Genomic DNA, 18,775 nt, shown 5'->3' on the forward strand with positions numbered 1-18,775 from the left:
GAAGCTCGCCAAGCGACGGGCACAGGGAAGAGCCGCCTACACCGACGCTAAATCCCGCGACAGCTAAGCGATGGCGGTTTCCTGACCACGCTTACTGAGGACCTGGCTGCGGTAAAAGCATATCGGAGGGGGCTGCGACCCGAACGTCGCACGAGCCGACAGCGAATTCTACGAGGGATCTTCCAAGGTGTGTCGAGAGAGTTCTCGCAAAATGCCGTTCGTCGCCCTCCATTTCGGAAGGGCTGGTCGTGACGAGAGTCGCATCGTCATGGGACAGAATGCCCGCGATGATCGAGGAATCGAGGCCCCCGGAGACTTCGAGCATCGGCTTCTTGAACATTTGCGCCCAAGACCGGACGCAGCAGGAAGTTACCTCCGCAAGCTGCGCCTCCGGGGCGCAGTCCGCGNGGTTGGCCTCGGTGAGATAGTCACTGGGCATCCACCAGGGCGTCTCAACCATCGGCGTTGCCAGATCGACGACGGTTCCCTGTGCAATGCGGCTGATACCGTCGATGCTGGTCATTGCGGGTCGGTATTCAGGCTGAACGATGAAGTTCCTCAACCCAGCCCAATCGATCGCGGGCCTCAGCTGTCCGGCGGCTAAAATCCACTCCAGCGAGTTTGAGATGATTAAGGCGCCTTGCACCTGCGCGCGATAAAGCCTGAGTTGCCCAAATGGTGAGGTGACGATCTCCGTCCTTCCGTCGTCGCGGAAAAAAAGCGCGACAAAATCTCCCCACAGGCCACCGGACCGGATTGATTTCTCCACAGATGGGGACCCGAGATCCTCGGTGAGGGGGGACACTCCATGGCAGTAGCCAAAGCAGATTGAACGTCGATCGGACGCAACGATCCTGGGAAGCGAGCGGCCCGCCAGTGTGACGCTGCGAGATGTCGAGATTAGCGTGTCGAAGTCTGTGGCACTCGATAGCGTGTCTTGAAGGGCTTGCAATCTATGTTCGATGGCATCCTTATCGCCAGCGATCACGAGCAGGTCGTTCATTGCATGCCTGCTCGAAGAGGAGCAAACCAGCGGACGGCGTCCAGTTCGTTATCGATCACAACATCGTCAGACTGTAGCCAGCAGTGGGCTGCGAACGGATTGGCCTGGACACCGATGACAAGCGGTACGGGCAGCCCCTCCTTTGCAAGCATGAGTTGAAGTGCCAGAGAATCGACTAGGCAGCGCCGTTCGATTGGCACGAGGCCGCGCCATTTGTTGAACGCTCGAACCGTTGAGCGAATCTCGTCCCACTGTGATTTCGGCGGATCGGCTGACCGATATTTTAACGGGTGTCGTACCGCTGCGCGGATCCCTTTCTGCCGGATCAACCATCGCGCGAAGATTGTAGCGCTTGCTACTGCAGCAAAGGCGAGGCCTCCATTTCTTTCCCGTTCAACCGGCGCTAAATCCAAGTGCCTAGCCGGGCGCTTCACGAAGAGCCTTTTGGGCTCATCAAATAGTCCACGATGTCCGTTGAATTGTCGGCGCAGGGCGGCCAAAAGGTCGACTGGCAAAGCGGACGTGTCCCCACGTTCGCTTATGGCCAGATAAACCATGTGCCCCAAAGTCGCGGGAAGCGCCCAATATCGGTCCGCCTCCAAATCAAGGGCAATGATGCGACCATCGATCCCGCAGAAGGTGATGTCCGGAGACACTTCGAAGAAGAAGTTTGAGACACTCATGCGCCCATGCCGAGAATGGGCGTGTGCCCGTGTGGGGCACACGCCGGGACCTTCAGTCGTCGGAGAGCCCCATCTGGCCGAAGCGGCCGAGGCTTTCACCAGCGCCGATCTGTTCGCCCTTGGTCTCGACGCTCGCCGAGCCCAGGTCGATCAGCTCTTCGACAGTGTGTTCTTCGTTGCGTTCCATGACACGTTCCTCATCATCTGCCGCGAAAGCACGGCGCGGTGATGGTAATGGGAATGGCTGTGCCATAGGTGCGAATATATCGCGACAAGCTGGCGCGATATTCTGGGAGAAGCGGGAGATCGCTCCGTAGCGGATAGCTGCCATATCGAAACCCCAAGTAAATCGTTGAGATTTTTTCTTCGCTGCTATGCCGTCGCCGTTTCGACGATCTGCTGTTGATGGAGGATTTTCCTCAAGTGATAGGTTTCTATTCTCCTTCGCAGAGCCTTCCGGAAATCGGCCGCCAGAGGGCTCGTGAGAGCCGAAAGTTCCCTTTCGGCAGACTTCGGTTCAACGGCATCTGCTATTCTCGTGTAGTGAAGCCGTTCGTTCAAACGACGAATATCGATTGACGCCTGCTTGTTTCCCCCTGCCTCTGCCAACGAGGTGAAGATTTCCATTGCCCGTGCAGCGAAAGCCACGGCCGAACGATTCCCGGCATTGTTTGACCCTTGTTGAAGAGCGCGCCTCAGTGCAGGCTCTTTCAGGTCCGAGGTGGAAGCTAAAACGAGCTGCATGTGCCACCTGAGAAGCGGGATGAGTTCGGCCGGCTCAAGGACAGGAACCAAGAAACCCCCATCTTCATGGTGTATGAAAAGTCCCTCACCGACGAAGATGAAGGCGGCCTCGCGAACGGGGGTCTTGCTTGAGTGATGCCGGTTGGCGAGGTCCTGGATGTCGATCCGTTTGCCCGGGACGAAATGGCCGGCCAGGTAGTCGGCCTTCAGGCCGAGATAGACACGCTCCTGTAGCGGAGGGTCCATTGCCGACATCATAGCCCCGGTCCTGCCGGGACCGGAGGACTCGTCCACGCCGGGGTGAGAGCCTGGGTCAGGCGATCCAAATTTCGCTGCGCAATCATTTCGATGCACAGTCGCTCGAGATCGCTGAGGTCGCCCATCGCGAGCTGCCGCGGAAAGCACATCTTCTGCCCCGCGAAGAGAAGTGGGATGAGGATATGGCCGGTCGACAGTTCCAGTCGATAGGCGCAGGCCAGATGGTCATCCAGTCGAGAGCGCGGGTTACCGGCTTCGATCTCGCGAAGCCAGCGCACACCCATGCCGAGCTCGCGCGCCAGATCGCGTTGCGTCAGGTGTCGTTTCTTCCGTGCCTCTTCTATTTGCCGCCCCGACTGCACTTTGACGTACAGTAGCGGACTTTCAGCAACGGAAGTCGCCAATTGATGCGACATATCCGCGTCTCCTTACGGGAGATACCGCCCGCCAAGGCAATTCCATAGGTCGAACGCTAAGGTGTACTTACCACCACTGTCAAACGGAACCTCGGCCAACTTGTCGGGATTTACCCAGCAAGATCATTGGTATCCCGTGAAGCCGGTGTTCTTGCTCCCGATTGCAGGGCGCGATCAAAAGCGCGCAGCAATGCTGTCTGGTCCGCCTTTGTGATCTGTAGGAGCGCCACGATGTAGATTCTGCCGAGAGTGGGCTGCCTGGCCTCGGGCGAGTCCTTCTGGACGCGCTCGGTGATGCTGGTTGCAATATCCCAGAGCTGACAAGAAGCCCCGACGTGGTGCTCTGCCCCTCCGCCGAGGAAACTCAACTGCTGCCCTTTCAACTGATCGATGATCTCATCGGTGGGCATGCTGTTCAGATATTCGATCGCGACGTGGAGCGTGGTTCCCCAGGCGATCAATGAGCGCGTCGCGCGAATCAGATGGCAGTGCGAATCGATCAGGACGTCCAATCCGGCCGGTGAAAGCCGGAGCTTAAAGCTGCGTCGTGCTCGACCCATTGCCTTCTTCTCCTGCCAAAACTGGCGCTCAAACACCCGTCCGGGACCCCAAATGGGTGCTTTTCCACGACGAAGCGAGGCACAAGCGGCACTATAATGCCGCTTGTGCCAAACCCTGTTCATTCCAACGCGCATCAGCTCCATTGACCGGGTTTGCTTCTCTTATGCTTTGTTTCGCCGCTTCGGCACTTCAGTGCCCTGCCTATTGCGGCGGGCTTTCGTGATGGTCATTGCTCGGGACGCACCGGATCGGCGGAGACTACGACCCTAAGTCCCAGCTCCACCGCACCGGACTAGCCAAACCCCAAACCCGAGCGCCTTGCGGCGCCACGAGGAGACGCGTGCCATGGACTTTCCATGCTCCCCGCCCATGCTTGCAGGAGCCCTTCTGCTGGTCATCGGCACCAACCCCGCCAGGGCCCAAACCTATCGTCCCGACGCGGAAGGCTACCCTTGCGCCCGTACCGCAGAGCTCGCGGTCGTCCAGAACGAGGCGGGCTTCTCGATCCGCGAGAAGACCAACTCTGTCCCGCCTCTCCCTGCAGCGGCACCGTTGCCCCTGCCGGCGGCGATCAAACTCGGAAACTCGCTCACTCTCGACAGCCGAATTTTCGCGCGCACCTCCCTCGTTCGTCCGGAGTCCTCCGATGTCCCGCAGCGGTAACCTGATCCTGGCTGCGCTACTTTGCGCTTCGGCCCCCGCCTATGCGCAAGAAAACAGCGCCGAGCCGCTCACGGCGGCTGCCGCGGAAGCTCAGCGTCAATTGCGCCAGACCTTCACCAATCTGACCTTCGAGGACTTCGGTCCGGCGCCTGTCAGCGGTCCGATATATCAGGCTATTGCGGGTGGACGAGTCATCTATTTCGCGCCGGAGAGCGAGCATCTTCTCTTCGCGGCGGTCTACGACAAGAACGGGGTCAACCTGACGGCGCTGGCGCTGGACGCAAGCGCCAGCAAGCGACTGGGCGCGATCAATCCCGCCGAGGCCCTTGTGGTAGGGCCTGCAGGCGCGCCCAAGGTCATCGAGTTCACCGATCCCGACTGCCCCTATTGCCAGGCGCTCGAACGCTTCTGGCTGGCCAAGGAAGCCGAGGGGAAACCGGTCCAGCGCCTCATCTACTTCGTGAGCGGTATTCACCCGCAGGCGGCAGCAAAAGCCGAGCATATCCTCTGCTCCCCGGACAGCCAAGCGGCCTTCAAATCCGTCTACGCCGGCGCTCAGCCTGCCACGCTGCACAAATGCCGCCCCGGCGCTGAGAAGGTCGCTCGCGACGCGGAGACCGTCCGCAAGATGGGCGTCTCCGGCACGCCGACCCTCTTCGTGGACGGCAAGCTCATCTCGGGCTTCCAGCAAGCAGAACTCGAAGCCTTTCTCGAGACCGAGGCGAAGAAAGGCCAATCCAGCCCCTGAAGGCGAAGCTTTCGAACTTTGGCGGACCTCGTCCGTGTGCGCGCTCGCCATTGCGCCCGCGAGGACCGGAATGCCGGCGGGAGCGCACCTCCAGGAGTCGTCCAGCGCCATCGCCGGCCGGACACGACGACCATCGGTACCGGCAAGCATGATCCGGACGGCTCCATCGACGACAAGGAGACTGCATATGTTGACTCTGATCCGGGGAAGGACGTTCCGCACGATCGACGCGGCTGTCCTTTTCCTCCTGGCCGCGTTCGCTGCTGCCGGTGTGGCCCATGCGTTCGCGGCACCCGCCGTCGGCGACCTGGGCTACGACATCTACGACATCGTCGTGAACCAGGGAGTCAAGGGACCGCTCGGCTTCGTGGGCGGCGTCGCCGCCTTCCTGTTCGGCGTCTCGCGGCTTTTCTCGAACATCATGATCGGCATCCCGACGATCGTGGCGGCGGTCTGCCTCATCAAGGCAGATTCGATCCTCCAGACCTTCGGCATGGTGATCTGAAGACAGGTCGGGCCGCCGGCCTGCCGGCGCCCGTCCACCGGAACGGAGGGTGATGGTCACCCTCCGGAGACCACGCTCAGCAGCGTGGTGAAGCAAGGGAGAAGGGCGTGGACGAACGTCTGCCGCAATTCCTGCATCGGCCGGTCCAGATCCTCTGGTTCGACAGTCAGGAATTCATCGTCGTGATGAGCGTGATCTTCGTCGCGGTCATCGTCGGCGGGATGATCGGCTGGGCGCTCATCGGCGCTCTTCTCCTCTTCATTCCCTGGAAGCGGACCAAGCCGCGCGGTTTCATTCCGCACCTGGCCTGGCGCTGGGGTCTCGCCCGCTTCCGCAACTATCCGGGTCCGACCCAGACCCGCTTCTTCGAGTGAGCGCGATGGCACATCCTTTTCGACGCAAGGCGCAGGCAGACATGATCGGCGATACGCGCCCGAGCTGGCATTTGCATCGCTACCTGCAGGGCTCCGCGAACCTTTTCGAGGAGAACAGGCTCCTGAAGATCGCGATCGCGGGTCTGTTCGGCATCACCGCAGTGCTCGGCACGCTCATTTACACCTCGAACCAGAACACGCGCACGGTGGTCGTGCCGTTCGGCGCGGACGGCGACCTCTATGTGACGGGCAACAAGCCCTCGGAGGGTTACCTTCGTTCGATCACATTCAACATCGTAGGGCTGGCCGGAACCTATTCAGCCTATTCGGCCGACCGCCAGTTCCAGGAACTGCTGCGCATCGTCCACCCCAGTGCGTACAACGGCCTGCGCGACAGCCTCAACCGCTTGCTCGACGAGCTTCGCAGCAATCCCACGCTCTCGATCGCGACCTACATCAGAAGCGACCAGCCCGTCACTTGGTCGGGCGGCGAGATACTCGTGCCCGTCGAAAAGGTCCGCGTGATCGGAGGTGTCATCCGCAAGTTCCGCGGCAATTTGCGCATTCGTTACGCGCTCGAGAACGGCCGCTTCTGGCTGACCGCCCTGCAAGAGGAGAATTTCAGTGCCGAAGTTCGGTAGTCTCGCGAGGCTTACATGCCTCACGGGCGCGCTTGCCGCGTCCATCTCGGCCGGCAGTCCCGCCCTCGCCCAGTCGATCGCGGCGCTTCCCGACCAAACGAGCCGCATCCGCCTCTCCAACCGCGACGTCAATCATTTGGTGTGCGTCGGCGGCGAGATCGATGACGTGAAATTCTCTGCGGAAAAAGGGCTGGCGGTCGAGCGCGGTGGGTCGGACGCATGGATCAAGTTCCTGGTTCTCGAGACGGAGGATATGGGCGCGAAGACGCGCACTTATGTGACGACGCCCTCAGAATTCTTCGTCTCCTGCAACGGCGCGATCTATCCGCTCTACGCCGAGCCGGCCGACATCCCAGCCCAGACGGTGACGCTTGTGCCCGGCGGCGCGCAGCGCGCCCGCTCCAACGACGCGCTGCTTGGTCCGCTCGTCGAGGAAGAGCGCGCGGTCGGCATTGCGCTGGCGATCCTCCAGGACCGGGTGCCCGCTTCCTTTTCCGAGGTCGCGCCTTCCGGGGATCGACTGATCCTTGCCAGCCTGCCTGGTGCATCGCTCAGCGAGCGACGGCGCCTCGAGGTCGAGGGGATGGGACTCTCGGTGAGCGAATATCTGGTGCGCGCGAATGCTGCGATGGCGCTCGATGAGCGCGATTTCCTGGACGCTATGCTCGGCGCCGACATTTTCGCGATCACGATCGATCGGCTGACGCTGGGGCCAAACGAGACCGCGCGGCTGATCGTCGTCCGCCGGAGTGCCCAGCAATGAGCGCGTCCCAGGAATCACCGGAAGGGCAGTCCGCCGCCACGCCACGCCCCAGCGCGGACGGAAGCGAAAATGCGCCACCCGTTCGACCCGCGCTTCTGGATCTTCCGGCGCAATGGGCAAAGCTTACATCGGATCAGAAGCTCCGTGCGAAGCAATTGGGGGTGGTTTCGTCGATCGCACTGCTCGGTCTTGGCCTCTACACGGCGAGCCGGAGCGGACAGGAGGAAGCGCCCCAGGCGCCCCAGGCTTCCAATCTCGACATGGGCGCGGGCCTTCGCGGCGACAGCCTCGAGGTGAAGCTGCGCGGTGACCTCCAGAAGATCCTCGACGGACAGACCCTGCTCGGAGATCGGGTGACCGCGATCGAGGAAGGCAAGGTGGTCCCGGGTGCCGCCAGCTCCGGCCACGCCCAAAGCGCGGGCGGCGACGGAGACCTGCCGCCTGCCCTTCCCGGCGAAGCCCCAGCCTATCCGCCCGCTCCGCCCGAGGCCAGGGGCGCGGCCGACGAGATCCCTGCGCCGCCTAGTGCTCCCGCGGCACCACCCGCCCCGCCTGCGCCGCCGACGGAACGGCAGGTCGGCGCGATCGGCGCGGCGACCGCGACGCAAGCGACGGAGGGAGGCGCGGGCGGCGGGGCCGCGTCAAAAAAAGGGAAGCGGACGATCTATTTGCCACCTGGTTTCATGAAGGCGCGGCTGCTGACCGGTATCGACGCGCTGGCAAGCCGGGACGCGACCAGTAATCCCGAACCGATCATCGCCCGGGTCCAGGCGCCCGCCGTCCTGCCCAACGAGGTAAAGGCCAATCTCGCCGGCTGCTTCGTCATCGGCAATGCGACCGGGAGCCTCGCCAAGGAGCGGGTGGAGATCCAGCTCGTCTCGATCTCGTGCGTCGACTTCGAAAGCCATGCGGTGGTCGACCAGGCGATCAAGGGCTTCTTCGTCGACGCCGACGGCAAGAAAGGGCTGTCCGGCAAGGTGGTGACTCGGGCCGGCGCGACGCTCGCGCGCTCGTTCATCGCCGGCACGATCGCCGGCATCTCACAGTCGGTCGAAGGCACGTTTGGCAGCCTTTCGACATCTGCGCTCGGCAGCGTGCGCAGTCTCGACGCGGGCGATGCCGTCAAGTCGGGCGTTGCCGGCGGGCTCTCAAAATCGTCGGACAAGCTTACCGACTTCTATCTCGATCTCGCCCGCCAGGCGGGTCCGGTCGTCGAAGTCGGCGCTGCGAAGGATGTCGTGGTCGTCATCCAGGAGGGCCTCGCCCTCGAGATCAAGCCATCGGTTGGAGCCAAGTTCTGATGCGACGCTCCCCTCACTCCACAGGAGGTTTCGCCATGCCCTTGCTGGCTCACCAGTCCTTCCACAGGACTTTGCTATGTCTAAGCCTCCTCGTGGGCCTCAGCGGATGTGCGACGGTCGGTTCGATGATGTCGCCCTATTCGGAGAAATTCTCCTGCAAGAATGACGATCACGGCCAATGCATCCATCCGGACCAGGCTTATGCCGATGCGGTCGCTGGGGTCGCCTCAAAGTCGGATCCCAAGGTCACCAATGACCGGGCGATGCTGCGCGGTGCGGAAGCCGGTCGAGGGCGCGAGAGATCGCGGGGCAAAAGCGGCGGCGGTGCCTATAGCAGCTATCGCGATAGCGTCTATCGCGAATTGAAAGGCCTGGTCGAGGCGCCAGTCACGCCGATGCTGAAGCCCGCGCGGACCGTGCGCACGCTGATCCTGCCCTATGCCGATCGTCAGCGTCCCGATCGCCTCTACATGCCGCGGTACGTCTACTCGGTGGTCGACAAGCCGGTCTGGGTCGTGGGCGGTGCGCTCGTCGGCGCGCCGGATCGCGCATCGCAAGCGCCGATCCTCGGCCAGGTGCGCGATTCCGCCGCACCCGACGGTGAAGCTGCATCGACAGAGGTCACCACGCCTGCGCCGGCGATTGCGGCACCAGCTCCGGAGCCACGGCCATGAGCGCGTCGGCATCACGCAGCGGCCTCACCTACGCCCGTCTTCGCAACGCCGTGCGGCGCGACAGCTTCTCGGACTATCTGCCGCTCGTCGCCTGGGAGAATGAGACCGAAGCGTTTCTCTGCATCGACGACACCTGGGGCCATGCCTGGGAGCTGGTCCCGACCGCCTATATGTTCGCCCATGTTCAGGGCGCGCTGCAGGGCCTCCTCAATATCCACTTCCCGGACGGGACGGTTCTCCAGCTCCACACCTTTGCCGACCCGCTGATCGACGACGCGCTCGACGCTTTTCTCGATTTGAAGACCCGCGATGATCCTCTCATTCAGGCCTCGGCGCGTCACACCCACGCCTATCTGAGCAATGGACGTCATGGCCTCAAGGCCTTGCACGGCATCCCGGTCCGAAACTTCCGTACTCTTCTCTCGATCAAGACGCGGCGCCCGCTGGGCGAGGATCTGCGGCGTCAGGTCGAGGAGCAATTGTCCAAGCTCGGCATCCGCCGGTTGCCGCCTGAGGAGATGGTCGCCTTCTATCGGCGCATCTTCAACGGTGTCGCCGATCCGGCGCCCGGCGTCTTTGCCGACGGCTCGGAGACAGGGGCGCCGCCGATCGCCAAGCAGATCATCAATGCGGGTCCGGATCTCGTGTTCGAGGGCGCTGAGGTGTTCCTCGGCAACCAGGTCGCTCGTTGTCTGACGCCGAAGGCGCCGGCCCGGCGCATCACCGCCGAACGCACCAATCGCCTGATGGGCGGCATGCGCGGCGCATCGGAAGACAGCGATCAGATCGGCGGCCCGTTCCTCTACACGCTCAACGTCCTGTTCGATCATTCGCAGTTCGAGATCCACAAGCGCGCGCAGATCCTCTCCGCGCAGAAGGCGGCGGGCAGCTTTGCGGTCGAGGTCGGCAAGCAGATCGAGGAGATCGGCTGGATCCTGGACGAGGCGGGCAACAGCAAGTTCGTCCGCGTGATCCCGACGATCTGGGTGTTCGGCCGCGACCGCGCGCATGCCCGCGACCTTGCCGCACGCGCCAAGCGCCTGTGGGAAGGCGAACCCCTGCCCTTCTCGATGCAGGAAGAGAGCTATCTCAACCCTACCCTGCTCGTGATGAGCCTGCCGTTCGGGCTCTACCCCGACCGAACCACGCTGCGCCTGTTGGAGCGCGACTTCCGCATGCCGGTGAAGGCGGCGGTGCTGATGGCGCCGATCCAGACCGATTTCCGCGGCGGCGGTCGTCCGGCGCTTCTCTATACAGGCCGCAAGGGCCAGCTCGTCACGCTCGATCTGTTCGACCCCAGGATCAACAACTACAACTTCATCGTCTCGGCCGAGAGCGGCGCGGGCAAGAGTTTCCTGCTCAACAATCTCTGCCAGCAATATTACGCCAATGGGGCACTGATCCGGATCATCGATATCGGCGGGAGCTACCGGAAACTCTGCACGCTCTGCTCGGGCCGCTATATCGACATCGGCGAAGAGCATCTGGTGCTGAACCCCTTCGATATGGGGCTCGCGCTCGACGGCGACGACAAGCAGTCGGCGATCACCATGGCGGTCGCGATCGTCGCCGAGATGGCGAACGCATCGACTCGCAAGGGGGTGACCACTTCTGAATGGAACCTCCTCAAGTCAGCTGTCCAATGGACGATCGACACAGGGAGGGCCGATCATGGCATCGACGCCGTGCGCGAATGGCTCGGCACCTATCCCTCGCTCGTCGAGGCCGATCTCGACCGCGTCGACCATCTCGTGCCGACTGCACGCGAACTGGCTTTCAATCTGCGGGATTTCGGCTCGGGCGGCGCCTATGGCCATTATTTCAACGGGCCCTCGACCCTCGACATCCGCAACGACGAATTCGTGGTGCTCGAGCTCGAGCGCCTCAAGGCGATGCCCGACCTCTTCAACGTCGTCGTCATGGTCGTGGTCAACGCGGTCACGCAGGAACTCTACCTCTCCGCGCGTGACAAGCCCCGATTCGTGCTGTGCGAAGAAGCCGCTCAGTTCATGACGAGCACCGATGGGCAGGACCTCTCGCGCCTGGCGGAGGCTTTCGGCCAGGGATATCGGCGCGCCCGCAAATATCGCGGTTCATTCGGTATCGTGCTGCAGTCGATTAACGACCTCATGCTGTTCGGCGGCACCGGACAGGTCATCCTCGAAAATGCCGCGACGCGCTTCCTGCTCCAGGGCTCGACCTATGACCGCGCGGTCGACAACAAGATCCTCGACTATTCAGGGTTCGTCCTCGACCTCCTGAAGTCGGTCCGCAATTCGAAGCCCAACTATTCCGAGGTGTTCATCGACTCGCCACTGGGCCTCGGCATCGCGCGGCTGGTGGTCGATCCCTTCTCCTACTGGATCAACACCTCCGCGCCCGACGAGGTCGCCGCTTTCGAGGCGCTGATGCGCCAAGGCCTCTCGCCGCTCGAAGCCGTGTGCCGCCTGGCCGGTGTCGACCCCACGGAAATCCTGGGTACGCCGGCCGTGTCCGGCCTCGTGGGGGTATGAGGATCATGGGACGCCATACTCCGCACCCCGATCAGCTGCCGCTCAACTGGTCCGACAACGAAGCCATCGAAGTGATCGTCGAGCAGCGTCTTGCCGAACGGTTCGAAGCGGAATCCTTCCAGTGGCGCTTCCGGCTCGTGATAATCGAGACGGTGATGATGGGTCTGCTTGTGCTCGTCGCCGGGCTGTTCCTCAAGCAACCGACAATGATGGTGCTGCGCGCTTCGCTCATCATCGCCGCGTCGTGCCTCGCGACCGGCCTGCTGCTGCTCAGCCTCTCGGCGGGCACGGCGAAGATCATGAGCCGCCTGCGCCGGAGGAGAGGCCAATGAACGGCCTCACCTCTTCCACGCCCTCGCAGTCGGCGATCCGGCTCACCATTAGCGGCTTCCTGTTGATGCTGGTCCAGAGCACGCTCCTGCTCATGTCGTCGTCGCTCGGCGCCGAGGCGGGCGTGCTGATCTGGACCCTGACCCCGCTCGCCTTCTGCGCATTCGTCGCCGCCCTCATCGGCATTCCCGAGCCCCCCGAAGGGCATTGGAGGCAGCGCCATGGCCGTTGACTTGCTGCGCCGGGTCCGTCGCAGACCCATCTTCCTGGTGCTCCTGACGGGCAATGCGCTGGTCGGTGCGGCCGCGATCGCAGCCGCACCGATCGCAGGCGGCGCCCAATCGCGCAGCACAATCGGCCGGACCTGGCCGATCGCGGAGCCTGATGCGCTTGGCGAGATCGAGGCCAAGGTCGCCACGCTGCCGCGCGACATGAGCAAGGCGTTCGGCCCGCGCGACAAGTGGAGCGCGCTCAAGGCAGCCTCGCTGGGCGTCGCCAACGCCGACCGGATTCGTAGTGTCGTGCCCTTCTACACGCTCGATTTCGACATCACACTGCCGGATGGCAAGACGCTCTATCCGAAGGGCTTCACCTTCAATCCGCTGACCTATGTGAAGCTGCCGCAGCGGCTCGTTATCGTCCATCCGCGCAACCTTGGCTGGGCGCTCCGCAATGCTCGGGCGAGCGACTTCATCCTGCTTTCGGCGCTCGGTGGGCAGAATGGCGACGCGATCGATCTGAGCGAAAAGACGGGCCGCCCGATCTACATCCTCGAGGAGCGGGTCAAGCAGCGGCTCGGTCTCACCGTCGCGCCGGTTATCGTCCAGCAGTCGGGCACGCGCCTCGTCCTCACCGAATATGGGCCGAAAAGCCGAGCTTCAGCGACGGGAGGGGCGCAATGATCGGCCGTCTTCCCTTCTTCGTCATGGGACTGGTCATCGGTCTTCTCATGACGCTCGCCTGGCCGAGCCAGGCCCATGCCTCAAAATGCGAGGCCGGCACGGTCTTCAACCCCATCACCAAGGTGCGCTGGACCTGTATCTTTCCGATCACGGTGGGCGGCATCCGGGTCGGCAGCTTCGACAAGCTCGACAAGGCGCTCGACGCGCAATCCGCGTCCAAGCCCTTGTGCGCCTGCCGCAAGGGCATCCAGTTCTGGTTCGGGGTCAAGGTCTCCTATTGGTCGCCGAACCGGATGGTCGACATCGTGACCGAGCCCGGCTGCATGATGGCGCTTGGCGCCGATCTCCTGCCGACCGGCGGCAAGCTGCAGGGCAGTCAGTCATCCATCTCGGACGGCACCAACACCCGTAAGATGTTCGCGCAGATGCACTATTATATCTCGCCGGTCTGGGCGATGCTCGACATGTTCACGGACCTGCCATGCCTCGAGAATGACGGCTTCGACGTGGCCATGATCACCGAGGTGTTGCCAACCTGGCAGTCGGGGACGCTGGGCGCGATCATCCAGCCCGAGGGGATCCTCTTCGGCAATCCCGCCGCCGGCCTTGCCTGCATGGGCGACAGCGCAGCGGCGGCCGCCGGCAAGGTCATTGATCCACTCTTCTGGTGCATGGGGAGCTGGGGCGCGACCTATCCGATCGCCGGCGATATCCATTTCGACGACAGCGTCGAGGCTTGGGCGGGGCTCGCCGCGCGCGGCGTCTTCATGATGGGACGGCTCGGCGCGCTCACGATCAGCTCGGCCGATGGTTGCTCGTTCGTACCTCAGCCCATCTGGACCAAGTCCCGTTACAAGCTCCAGATCATGGAGCCGGTCAAGGGCGGCAAGTGCGTCAATATCGGCCGCCCGGGCGCGCTTTGGTCGTCGGCCAAGCATGCGCCGGGCAAGGACAACGCTCAATTCATGCTCTTCGAAAAGGTGATCTGCTGCGCCGGGATACCGGTGCCATGAGCAGGTCGCTTCCTCTGGTTCCCGCGCGAGACAGCCGTCCATTCCGGAGGTCTGTTCGCCAAGGCCCCTACGGCCGATGGCTGGGGCGCGGGACCGGAGCGGCGTCGCCATGCCCCCCTGGCGGCGCCGCTCCACCCCCGGCCAGCGCGGCCGCATCGCTCCCCAGATGGGATCGGCGCTTCCTCTCCGCCTGTTCCCTCATCGCGACCGCGCTGGCCATTTCGCTCACCTCGCCCGCCGGGGCGCAGACGATGGAAGAACGCGCGCGCGCCGCAGCCGAAGCATCGCGCGCGAAGACCAGCGATAGCGACACGCTTCAGCAGAACTATGTGACGCCGGGCCTCGCCGGCCAGCAGATATCGACCGTCGACAACAGCCGGACATTCGCGCCGAACATCGCGTGCCAGAAAACCGCAACGATGCTGGAGGTACTGGTGCAACCTGCGTCTAGCGGTGATCTCGGTAAGGTCACCGTCGCGCGCGACACCGATCTCGACGGCACTGTCGATAGTACGGCGAACTTGTCTGTGCCGGTCTCGGGCATCTGTGCGAATGGGATCGTCTCCTGCCAGCCCGGCACCTGGAATGGTTGCAGCTTCTATCGCTGGGATGTCGATACAGCCAAGGCGCTCAAGCTGACTTCGGTCGATATGCCCAAGCTCGCCGGCTGCTATTGTCTCAACAATAGCTGCGGCACGAACCTAGCCTGGGGCAATATGGCCTCGGTGCTGCGCGACCTTGGCGGCGGGATGATCGGCGCGCTCACCACGGCCGACCCGCGTTATGGTGTCGCCGAGGCTGTGATCGATGGTCCCTCCATCCGCTATGTCGGCGCCCAATCGACAGCCTGCTCGGCCAACCCCGATTTGCCCCAGACAGCCTATCGCGCCAATCCCGCGACGATCGCGTCGGATGCCTATGCCGCGTCCACGGGCAATTCCGTGTTCCAGGCGCTCAAGGGATCGGCGATCGGCACCGGCACGGCGCTTGCATTTAGGCATTGCTCGATCGAGCGGCGTGTGACCGTGTTGAAGCCCGGCGCCGAGGATATCATCAGCCGAACCGCGGGCGGCTATTCGACGATACAAAACGGCTCGTCCTTCGATTTTCTGATGGGCTCACCGGCGGACAACAGCCTGGCCGGAGGAAGCTGCACGCTCATCGACTTCCGCATGACGTTGCATGTGAGTGAGCCTGACCGCATCGTTGACGCGCGGCTTGCTCGGTTCTTCGCCGACGATTGGGCGCAGGTTCGGATCGATGGGCAGCTCATCGGCTCGGGGCCCTCCGCCTGGACTAGCCTTGGACTTCCACCTGGCAAATGCGAGCTCAAGAAGACCTTCTATGCCTACCCGAACCTCGATCTGCGCACCTTTCTCACCGCTGGCGATCATGAGATCTGGCTGCGCGTCGCGGTCGCGGAGGGCGGCGAAGGCTTCGCGCAGGTCCATGTCGATGTCGACAACAGCTGCAAGACGCTGGAGCAGGTCGTCGACGGTTGCGGGGCGATCGCCGCCGATCCGCAATGCAAGCTCGACAGCGAGCTGGTTGATGGTGTCCAAACCTGGATCAACGGGGTCGCGACCGGGCTGCGGCCCCTCCCCCAGACCCGCGTCTTGGGCGGGCCGAGCTGCCCGACACAACTCACACGCGACTTCTACCTGAAGGATCGCACCTATCGCTGTGCTGTCGATGACATCGCGAAGCCCGACACAAGCCGCGGCGCCTATGTCATCGACCATTCGACCGAGACGCTGCTGGCCGACCGGACGCGCCAGAGCGACGGAAGCTATGCGACATCGACGCGTGCCTTCAGCCTTCCCGACCGGGGGTCGGTCGCGGCCTGCGAGCCCGTTTGCAAGACCCGCGCGCCCAAGGCCAATAGCGAGGCAGCGCCCGATGGCGTCGTGGGCGCAAAACAGAATGTGCCGGTCGGCTACGACACCTTCTTCCACGCCTGCACTGCAGACAATCAATGCCCGGCAGATCCCGGCGAGGAAGTCGTCTCCGCCTGCGGATGCCTCGACGATTTTCCCGAAGCGGTCGTGATGATGCAGACGGTGCGCCTCGCCGGCGCCGACATGGTCTGCACGGGGAGCGTGCAATGACGGGCCTGCCGACAACGAGATATTGGTATCTGGGTCCACGCGGCGCCGCGCTCGCACTGGTGCTCGGCATGGGGTTCGCGCTCGGCTGCCCGAGCGCCGCCAGGGCGCAGCAGATCTGCGCAGCCGATCTCAACAACAACGGCGATGCGGCCGATGAAGGCGAGCAGGCGAACTGCCGTTCCACCACCAGCGGCGCTTGGCTCTGCCCGATCCAGGAGGTCGACTGCGTCGCCGATGCCACGGGCCAATATAGCTGCCCGGCCGGCCCGCAATATGCCTGCCTTGTGAAGACCGAGGGCGGCCCGCTGGCTTGCTCGCCCAATCAATGCGCCGATCTCGCGACCAATCCCATCGTGGATGAGCCGCCGATGGACGATCCGGGCACCGAGCCGGATGGCGGCATCGATGCCGACGGCAATTGCCTGGGAAAGATCGAGATATTCTCAGGCCGCGGGGTGCGGTGCCGGCCCGCCGGGCTTTCGACCACCTTCGCGAACTGCTGCAAGGACAAGGGCAAGATCGTCAAGGACGGGATGGGTTCGTCCATCTCGTCGATCGGCACCAAGATCGCGGTCGCCAAGGGCGTGTTCACGGGCATGAAGGCGGCCTACACGGCGTTCAAGGCAGGCGCGACGGCAAGCCAGGCGGCAAGTTCGGGCGCCAATGCTCTGATCATCGGCCTCGACCCAACTTCGATCGCAGTCAGTCTCGCGATCAACTTCATGATGGAGTTCCTGTTCGCGGGTTGCGACCAGCAGGACATGGAGACGGCGATGCTGCGCTCGTCGGGCATGTGCCACGAGATCGGCAGCTACTGCACCTCGAGCTTCCTTGGGATCTGCCTGCAGAAGGCCCGTGGCCATTGCTGCTTCAACACCAAGCTTGGCCGCATCATCCAGGAGCAGGGCCGTCCCCAGCTCAAGGCCTTCAACGGCGACCTCTGGGGCACGGCCAAGAAGCCGATGTGCCGTGGGTTCACGCCCGAGGAGTTCCAGGCGCTCGATTTCAGCAAGATGGATCTCTCCGAATATTATGCTGACATCGAAGCCCGCACCCAATCCGACATCCAAATCGACATGGGGGAGCGCATCGATGCGTATCTCAAAGCGGTCAATCCGTAGCGCCTCTCTGGCCGTGCTGCTGGGCGTGGCGTCCGCCGCGCTCGCTCAGGACAGTGGAAGGCAATCCGCTGCCGACCAGGGCCAGGCCAGCATGGATCGCCTCGAAGGCGCGGTCGCGCGCGGCAAGGATGCGGCGGGACACATACCCGACCCCAGACTTCCACGAACGGACAACCCTGCCGACCGCCGACGCGCGTTCGAAGGCCTGCGCAACCGAGCGTCAGCGCCAGAGATGGAAGCCCGCGCTCGCGCCGCACAAGCGCGCGGCGAGGCAAGCCTCGCCGCCGAGCGAGAGCGACAGGCCAAGGCGCTGCGCCAGGCCCTGGGGCTCGAGCCGGCGGAGGAGCAGGCGCTCGCCAAGGCCGCGCCGGCGGTCATCGCCAAAGGCTGGGTACCGGTCCTGTTCGTGTCCTCATCCATGCCGATCTCGACACTGCGCAATTATGCGGTCCAGCTCGAAAAGGTCCGCGGCGTCTTGGCATTCCGCGGGGTGCCCGGCGGCCTCAGGAAGATGGGTCCGATGGCGAATCTGACGGCCGAGATCCTGCGGCTCGACCCGGGCTGCGAAGGTCCCGCCTGCGTCATGCGCGACGTCCAGCTCATCGTCGATCCGATCGTCTTTCGCCAGCATGGGATCGCGCGTGTTCCGGCGCTCGCCATGATCCCGGGCGATCCGACCCAGGCCTATTGCGAGCGCGACGACGAAAGCCCGCGCGCAGCTCACGTCGTTTACGGCGACAGCGCGCTTTCCGGCCTGCTTGAAGAATATGCCCGCCTCGGCGGGAAGGAGGAGGTAAGCCATGCTCAGGCTCTTCTGGGCGCTCGTTAGGGCGATCGCCGGCCTCTGGCCGCGCCTGCGCCGATTGCCCCGCAAAGCGGCGATCGCGCTCGGGGCCCCGGGGCCGGATCAGCCGGCACGGCCCGAGCGGCTCTTGCGCGCCATGCTCGTCGTCCTGCCGGTCGCCACGATCGCGTCGCTCGTCGTCCCGCAGGTCACTCTGGTCATGACGCCGTCGATCGAGGCCTTCGCGGTGCGCAAGAGCCCGGGGCCGATTGCCCGCGGAGACTATGTCATGTTCACGCTTCATCATCCAATCGCCGGGCCGAACCCGGTGTCCGTCACCAAGCACGCGCTCTGCATGGCGGGCGATCGACTGACGATGTTCGAGACCCCGTCGCCCCTGGTCCCCCATAGCAGGGACGGTCATTATTATTGCAACGACGAGTTCCTGGGCGTCAGCCTTTCGCACGCCCATAACGGGATGAAGCTCGACCATATGAGGTGGAGCGGGATCATTCCCATCGGGATGGTCTATGTCGGCTCGACGCATCCGCGGGGGTTCGACAGCCGCTATTTCGGGCTCCTGCCGATCGCGCGACTCACCCGGATGGAGCGCATCCTGTGACCGCGCGCGATCAAAGGACGCTCGCCGAGCATATCCGACAGCAGAGTG

The 18,775-nt window shown here is 63.6% G+C and carries 22 protein-coding genes; 16 read left to right on the forward strand and 6 right to left on the reverse strand.

Annotated elements, in window-relative coordinates; translation table 11 throughout:
- Positions 1-91: 91 nt before the first annotated feature.
- The 6 genes from BHE75_RS17930 to BHE75_RS17945 all read right to left on the reverse strand — a co-directional run bounded on the left by BHE75_RS17930 (position 92) and on the right by BHE75_RS17945 (position 3,808).
- Entirely contained in the window at positions 92-1,003 is a 912-nt protein-coding gene (locus tag BHE75_RS17930) for an asparagine synthase-related protein (protein WP_070934667.1), read from the reverse strand.
- Positions 1,000-1,686 carry a lasso peptide biosynthesis B2 protein gene (locus tag BHE75_RS23525; RefSeq protein WP_084653297.1) on the reverse strand — a complete coding sequence of 229 codons (687 nt, stop codon included), beginning with the start codon at positions 1,684-1,686 and terminating at the stop codon, positions 1,000-1,002. Before BHE75_RS23525 ends, BHE75_RS17930 begins: the two co-directional genes overlap by 4 nt.
- 52 nt (positions 1,687-1,738) lie before the next feature.
- Entirely contained in the window at positions 1,739-1,873 is a 135-nt protein-coding gene (locus BHE75_RS24180) for a benenodin family lasso peptide (RefSeq protein WP_139181764.1), read from the reverse strand.
- Positions 1,874-2,058: 185 nt separating this feature from the next.
- Positions 2,059-2,688 carry a GntR family transcriptional regulator gene (locus tag BHE75_RS17935; protein ID WP_139181765.1) on the reverse strand — a complete coding sequence of 210 codons (630 nt, stop codon included), beginning with the start codon at positions 2,686-2,688 and terminating at the stop codon, positions 2,059-2,061.
- Entirely contained in the window at positions 2,685-3,104 is a 420-nt protein-coding gene (locus BHE75_RS23530; RefSeq protein WP_084653299.1) for a helix-turn-helix domain-containing protein, read from the reverse strand. Before BHE75_RS23530 ends, BHE75_RS17935 begins: the two co-directional genes overlap by 4 nt.
- A 110-nt stretch (positions 3,105-3,214) precedes the next feature.
- Positions 3,215-3,808: a hypothetical protein gene (locus BHE75_RS17945; protein ID WP_139181766.1), complete on the reverse strand. Its 594-nt coding sequence runs from the start codon at positions 3,806-3,808 to the stop codon at positions 3,215-3,217.
- Between the two features lie 503 nt (positions 3,809-4,311).
- Here BHE75_RS17945 and BHE75_RS17955 point away from each other — a divergent pair.
- The 16 genes from BHE75_RS17955 (at position 4,312) to BHE75_RS18030 (ending at position 18,727) form a co-directional block, all read left to right on the forward strand.
- On the forward strand, positions 4,312-5,076 hold the full coding sequence (locus BHE75_RS17955; protein WP_070934672.1) for a DsbC family protein: 765 nt from the start codon (positions 4,312-4,314) through the stop codon (positions 5,074-5,076).
- A gap of 187 nt (positions 5,077-5,263) precedes the next feature.
- Positions 5,264-5,581 (forward strand): hypothetical protein, encoded by a 318-nt coding sequence (locus BHE75_RS17960; RefSeq protein ID WP_070934673.1) that lies wholly within the window; start codon positions 5,264-5,266, stop codon positions 5,579-5,581.
- Positions 5,582-5,688: 107 nt separating this feature from the next.
- Positions 5,689-5,955: a type IV conjugative transfer system protein TraL gene (locus BHE75_RS17965; RefSeq protein WP_070934674.1), complete on the forward strand. Its 267-nt coding sequence runs from the start codon at positions 5,689-5,691 to the stop codon at positions 5,953-5,955.
- Positions 5,956-5,996: 41 nt separating this feature from the next.
- Entirely contained in the window at positions 5,997-6,596 is a 600-nt protein-coding gene (locus tag BHE75_RS17970; RefSeq protein WP_217494737.1) for a type IV conjugative transfer system protein TraE, read from the forward strand.
- Complete coding sequence (locus BHE75_RS17975; RefSeq protein WP_084653301.1) at positions 6,580-7,359, forward strand: type-F conjugative transfer system secretin TraK; 780 nt, start codon at positions 6,580-6,582, stop codon at positions 7,357-7,359. The genes BHE75_RS17970 and BHE75_RS17975 overlap by 17 nt, the downstream gene beginning before the upstream one ends.
- The gene (locus BHE75_RS17980) at positions 7,356-8,660 is read left to right on the forward strand and encodes a TraB/VirB10 family protein (protein WP_070934675.1); all 1,305 of its coding nucleotides are present in this window, start codon (positions 7,356-7,358) and stop codon (positions 8,658-8,660) included. The genes BHE75_RS17975 and BHE75_RS17980 overlap by 4 nt, the downstream gene beginning before the upstream one ends.
- A 35-nt stretch (positions 8,661-8,695) precedes the next feature.
- Positions 8,696-9,334, forward strand: coding sequence for a TraV family lipoprotein (locus BHE75_RS17985; RefSeq protein WP_070934676.1), 639 nt, complete (start codon positions 8,696-8,698; stop codon positions 9,332-9,334).
- Positions 9,331-11,847 carry a TraC family protein gene (locus BHE75_RS17990; RefSeq protein ID WP_070934677.1) on the forward strand — a complete coding sequence of 839 codons (2,517 nt, stop codon included), beginning with the start codon at positions 9,331-9,333 and terminating at the stop codon, positions 11,845-11,847. Before BHE75_RS17985 ends, BHE75_RS17990 begins: the two co-directional genes overlap by 4 nt.
- 5 nt (positions 11,848-11,852) lie before the next feature.
- Entirely contained in the window at positions 11,853-12,179 is a 327-nt protein-coding gene (locus BHE75_RS17995) for a hypothetical protein (protein ID WP_070934678.1), read from the forward strand.
- Positions 12,176-12,409 carry a hypothetical protein gene (locus tag BHE75_RS18000; RefSeq protein ID WP_070934679.1) on the forward strand — a complete coding sequence of 78 codons (234 nt, stop codon included), beginning with the start codon at positions 12,176-12,178 and terminating at the stop codon, positions 12,407-12,409. The genes BHE75_RS17995 and BHE75_RS18000 overlap by 4 nt, the downstream gene beginning before the upstream one ends.
- Entirely contained in the window at positions 12,399-13,079 is a 681-nt protein-coding gene (locus BHE75_RS18005) for a conjugal transfer protein TraW (protein WP_070934680.1), read from the forward strand. Before BHE75_RS18000 ends, BHE75_RS18005 begins: the two co-directional genes overlap by 11 nt.
- Positions 13,076-14,092 (forward strand): TraU family protein, encoded by a 1,017-nt coding sequence (locus tag BHE75_RS18010; protein ID WP_070934681.1) that lies wholly within the window; start codon positions 13,076-13,078, stop codon positions 14,090-14,092. Before BHE75_RS18005 ends, BHE75_RS18010 begins: the two co-directional genes overlap by 4 nt.
- A 251-nt stretch (positions 14,093-14,343) precedes the next feature.
- Entirely contained in the window at positions 14,344-16,200 is a 1,857-nt protein-coding gene (locus BHE75_RS18015; protein WP_070934682.1) for a hypothetical protein, read from the forward strand.
- Entirely contained in the window at positions 16,197-17,321 is a 1,125-nt protein-coding gene (gene traN, locus BHE75_RS18020) for a conjugal transfer protein TraN (protein WP_070934683.1), read from the forward strand. The genes BHE75_RS18015 and traN overlap by 4 nt, the downstream gene beginning before the upstream one ends.
- On the forward strand, positions 17,293-18,150 hold the full coding sequence (locus BHE75_RS18025; RefSeq protein ID WP_070934684.1) for a type-F conjugative transfer system pilin assembly protein TrbC: 858 nt from the start codon (positions 17,293-17,295) through the stop codon (positions 18,148-18,150). The genes traN and BHE75_RS18025 overlap by 29 nt, the downstream gene beginning before the upstream one ends.
- Positions 18,122-18,727, forward strand: coding sequence for a S26 family signal peptidase (locus BHE75_RS18030; protein WP_070934685.1), 606 nt, complete (start codon positions 18,122-18,124; stop codon positions 18,725-18,727). Before BHE75_RS18025 ends, BHE75_RS18030 begins: the two co-directional genes overlap by 29 nt.
- Positions 18,728-18,775 lie beyond the last annotated feature (48 nt).

The organism is Edaphosphingomonas haloaromaticamans, from assembly GCF_001853345.1.
Taxonomy (GTDB): Bacteria; Pseudomonadota; Alphaproteobacteria; order Sphingomonadales; family Sphingomonadaceae; genus Sphingomonas_E; species Sphingomonas_E fennica.

Bases quoted from the DNA above. Each gene is read 5' to 3' on its own strand.
- BHE75_RS23525 (WP_084653297.1), bottom strand. From the start codon at position 1,686: ATGAGTGTCTCAAACTTCTTCTTCGAAGTGTCTCCGGACATCACCTTC.
- BHE75_RS24180 (WP_139181764.1), bottom strand. From the start codon at position 1,873: ATGGAACGCAACGAAGAACACACTGTCGAAGAGCTGATCGACCTGGGC.
- BHE75_RS17935 (WP_139181765.1), bottom strand. From the start codon at position 2,688: ATGATGTCGGCAATGGACCCTCCGCTACAGGAGCGTGTCTATCTCGGC.
- BHE75_RS23530 (WP_084653299.1), bottom strand. From the start codon at position 3,104: ATGTCGCATCAATTGGCGACTTCCGTTGCTGAAAGTCCGCTACTGTAC.
- BHE75_RS17945 (WP_139181766.1), bottom strand. From the start codon at position 3,808: ATGGAGCTGATGCGCGTTGGAATGAACAGGGTTTGGCACAAGCGGCAT.
- BHE75_RS17955 (WP_070934672.1), top strand. From the start codon at position 4,312: ATGTCCCGCAGCGGTAACCTGATCCTGGCTGCGCTACTTTGCGCTTCG.
- BHE75_RS17960 (WP_070934673.1), top strand. From the start codon at position 5,264: ATGTTGACTCTGATCCGGGGAAGGACGTTCCGCACGATCGACGCGGCT.
- BHE75_RS17970 (WP_217494737.1), top strand. From the start codon at position 5,997: ATGATCGGCGATACGCGCCCGAGCTGGCATTTGCATCGCTACCTGCAG.
- BHE75_RS17980 (WP_070934675.1), top strand. From the start codon at position 7,356: ATGAGCGCGTCCCAGGAATCACCGGAAGGGCAGTCCGCCGCCACGCCA.
- BHE75_RS17985 (WP_070934676.1), top strand. From the start codon at position 8,696: ATGCCCTTGCTGGCTCACCAGTCCTTCCACAGGACTTTGCTATGTCTA.
- BHE75_RS17990 (WP_070934677.1), top strand. From the start codon at position 9,331: ATGAGCGCGTCGGCATCACGCAGCGGCCTCACCTACGCCCGTCTTCGC.
- BHE75_RS17995 (WP_070934678.1), top strand. From the start codon at position 11,853: ATGGGACGCCATACTCCGCACCCCGATCAGCTGCCGCTCAACTGGTCC.
- BHE75_RS18000 (WP_070934679.1), top strand. From the start codon at position 12,176: ATGAACGGCCTCACCTCTTCCACGCCCTCGCAGTCGGCGATCCGGCTC.
- BHE75_RS18005 (WP_070934680.1), top strand. From the start codon at position 12,399: ATGGCCGTTGACTTGCTGCGCCGGGTCCGTCGCAGACCCATCTTCCTG.
- BHE75_RS18010 (WP_070934681.1), top strand. From the start codon at position 13,076: ATGATCGGCCGTCTTCCCTTCTTCGTCATGGGACTGGTCATCGGTCTT.
- BHE75_RS18015 (WP_070934682.1), top strand. From the start codon at position 14,344: ATGGAAGAACGCGCGCGCGCCGCAGCCGAAGCATCGCGCGCGAAGACC.
- traN (WP_070934683.1), top strand. From the start codon at position 16,197: ATGACGGGCCTGCCGACAACGAGATATTGGTATCTGGGTCCACGCGGC.
- BHE75_RS18025 (WP_070934684.1), top strand. From the start codon at position 17,293: ATGCGTATCTCAAAGCGGTCAATCCGTAGCGCCTCTCTGGCCGTGCTG.
- BHE75_RS18030 (WP_070934685.1), top strand. From the start codon at position 18,122: ATGCTCAGGCTCTTCTGGGCGCTCGTTAGGGCGATCGCCGGCCTCTGG.